This is a genomic window from Nonomuraea sp. NPDC049784, assembly GCF_040659615.1.
Taxonomy (GTDB): domain Bacteria; phylum Actinomycetota; class Actinomycetes; order Streptosporangiales; family Streptosporangiaceae; genus Nonomuraea.
This window is the reverse complement of the sequence record NZ_JBFAMX010000913.1, coordinates 1-2,995: the sequence shown is the minus strand read 5'-3', so window position 1 is coordinate 2,995 and position 2,995 is coordinate 1. Positions and strand designations below refer to the sequence as shown.

At 69.9% G+C, this 2,995-nt stretch carries 3 protein-coding genes; all 3 read right to left on the bottom strand.

Annotated features, from left to right (window positions below; all coding sequences use genetic code 11):
- Nucleotides 1–1,336, bottom strand: a 1,336-nt coding sequence (locus AB0J09_RS60885; protein WP_360713091.1) for an MFS transporter, incomplete at its 3' end; no start/stop codon positions are given.
- Nucleotides 1,337–1,446: 110 nt separating this feature from the next.
- A complete protein-coding gene (locus tag AB0J09_RS60880) occupies nt 1,447–1,965 on the bottom strand; it encodes an AAA family ATPase (RefSeq protein WP_360713088.1) in 519 nt (172 codons plus the stop codon).
- Nucleotides 1,966–2,059: 94 nt separating this feature from the next.
- Entirely contained in the window at nt 2,060–2,818 is a 759-nt protein-coding gene (locus AB0J09_RS60875; RefSeq protein WP_360713085.1) for a multicopper oxidase domain-containing protein, read from the bottom strand.
- Between the last annotated feature and the right edge of the window lie 177 nt (nt 2,819–2,995).

Sequence of the window (2,995 nt, the reverse complement as noted above, 5' to 3'; positions counted from 1 at the left end):
CCGTCCCGCCGCGGCCCACGGCCGGTCCCACGATCGTTCCGGAGATCGCGACGCCCAGGGCGGTGCCGGTCTGCCGGCCGGTGGAGGCCAACGAGGCGGCCACCCCGGCCATCGAGGCGGGCATCCCGGAGACCGCCGAGTTGGTGATCGGCGGGTTGACGGTTCCCAGGGCGACACCGAACAGCAGATAGATCGCGAGCACGGCCGGCAGCGGGGTGGCCGGTCCGAGCCAGATCGACGCGCCGCCGCCCAGCGCCAGCGCGGCCCCGGAGACCACCAGCGGCAGTCGAGGGCCGCGCCCGCCGACCATCCGGCCGGTGAGCGGGGAGAGCACCACGATCAGCACCCCGACCGGCAGCAGGCACAGCCCGGCCGCCAGCGCCGACATGCCACGCACGTCCTGGAGGTACGGGGCGGTCACGAACAGGAACGCGCCGAACCCGCACAGGGCGAAGAGCGCCATCGCGATCGCCGAACTGAACGGCACACTGCGAAACAGGCGCAGCTCCAGCAGCGGGTCGACACGGCGCGGTTCGTAGCCGAGGATGCCCAGCACGCCGAGCACCGCGACGGCGAGCAGGCCGAGGATGACCGGCGAGGTCCAGCCCAACCTGCCGGACTCGATGATCGCGTACACGACGCTGCCCAGCACCAGGATCACCAGTGCCTGGCCCACCGGGTCGAAACGGCGCGCCCGGGCGGCACGAGACTCCGGTACGAACAGCGCGACGCACGCGATCGCGGCGGCCACGATCGGCACGTTGACCCAGAAGATGGAGCGCCAGCCGAAGCCGTCGACCAGGGCGCCGCCGAGGATCGGACCCAGCCCCAGCGACAGGCCGGACATCGCGCCGAACACGCCGATGGCCCTGGCCCGCTCGGCACGGTCGGGGAACGTGGTGGCGACGATCGCCATCGCCACCGGGTTGAGCATCGTGCCGCCGACGGCCTGCAGCGCACGCGCGGCGATCAGCCAGCCGATACTCGGCGCCAGGCTGCACAGCAGCGAGCAGAGCCCGAACGTGGCCAGGCCGGCCTGGAAGATCCGCCGACGGCCGACCCGGTCAGCGGTGGACCCGGCCAGCACCAGGAAACCGGCCAGCACCAAGGTGTAGGCGTCGACCGTCCACTGCAGGCCGGACACCGAGGCGTGCAGGTCCCCGCGCATCGTCGGCAGCGCGACGTTGACGATGGAGATGTCCATCACCACGACGACGATGCTGGCGCAGCAGATCGCGAGAACCAGGAATCGGCGGCGTCGGCTGAGTTCGGGCACGTCGCGCCGCACCGGTCCGCGCTCGCCCACCATGGGCTTCGGCCGCATTGAAGCACTCATGACCACGACGCTAGGTGTTAGAGCTTGCTCGAAGTCAAGCAGCGGCGGCTCTGATCGGCAGGCGCTCCACGGCGCTTTGCGGCCACCGGGACGCCCAACGCCTATCCGCATCAGAGGGATGCCACCCAGGCCGCGGTGTCGTCGGGGTGACTGAAGCGGAGTGTGCTGAGGGGCGCGAAGCGGGGGTCGTGGATGCGGTGGTCGATTTCGCGGCGGCGGGCCGCGTGCTGGGACCAGGCCCACCAGGCCGGGTGTTCCTTGCTCAGCCAGTCCGCCCAGGTTTCCCTGTTGCCGCCGAAGAGAACCTCGCGGGTGACCGTGCGCCGGAGGGACCGGCGCAGGATGCGGGGCATGATGACGCGTTTGGCGTAGTCGAGCCATATCACGGTGTCGGCCCGGTCCCAGAGCAGGTCACGGACTTCTGGATAGCCGAGCGAGTCGACGATCCAGCGAGGTTCGGCGGTGACACGTGATACGTCTTCGGTCAACTTCTCGTTCACGGCCCAATGAGGGCCGGTGAAGTACACCGCGTCCATCTCGTGGTAGGGCAGGTCCAGACGACGGCTCAAGGCCCGGGCGAGCGTGGATTTGCCCGCACCGGTGACACCCACCACCAAGATCCGCTCCATTGGCGCACCTTATATCGGCGACGAACCTGTGCGTACCGCTCATCTACCGACGCCGGCGGGCCGTGCGATCGATGATCAACGCGGTCGGCCGTGGTCAGCGGACGAGCTGCCAGGGGCGCATCATGTCGTTGTCCTCGTGTTCGAGGATGTGGCAGTGGTGGATGTAGTCGGCCGGGTAGGTGGTGGCGGTGCCGTTGATGCCGGGGATGGGTGGCGCCGGGGTGTAGGTGGCGATGATCCTGGTCACCATCTGCGGCAGGGCGATGAAGCTGTCGCGCCAGCCCTGCTCCTGCGCGGCCGGGGGCATGGGCCGGCCGACGAGATACCTCTTCAGCTCCAGCTTCTTCCCGGGTGGGCGACCCGTCGCCAGCCACCGGCCGTAGTCCCTGGCGTAGTCCTCGGCGCGGAACCTCTGCTGGTCGTACAGCTGGAATTGCACGAGATGCACGTGAATGGGATGAGCGTCCCCGGTGGTGTTGATGTACTCCCACACCTCGGTGGCGCCGGCGCGGATGAAGTCGTCCACCGGCTCGAAGAAGAAGCGGCCGTTGATCTGCAGGTGGATGGGGTTGTCGTGCCGGTCGGTGGTCTCGGTGAGGACGCGTTCACGCCGCTTCGTCGCCGCATCCGGCTTGATCGGCTCGAACGGTGGAAGCGCCAGCTGCTCCGGCGGCGTCGTGGGGTCGCGGGTGCTCAGGGGCTCGGTCACCTGGAACCGCATGATCTCGGGGATGGCCGGCCCGCCGCCTCCGCTCGGGTACGGCGCGGCGGCGTCGTTCATGAGCGTGACGCCGCTGCCCAAGGGCACGGCGGCGAAGTCGATGATGATGTCCGCCCGGTCCGCCGGGGCCATCAGCAGGTCCGTGGAACGCAGGGCGTCACCACGCAGGCCGCCGCCGATCCCGATGAGCCAGAACGGCAGCCGGGTCCGGCCGTTGAACTCCTCCCCGGCCTGAAGGCCGGAGATTCTCCCGTCGCGCCGCGGTTAAGCGGCGCGCGGGGGTTGACGCTTCGCAGACCGGGCAGCCCC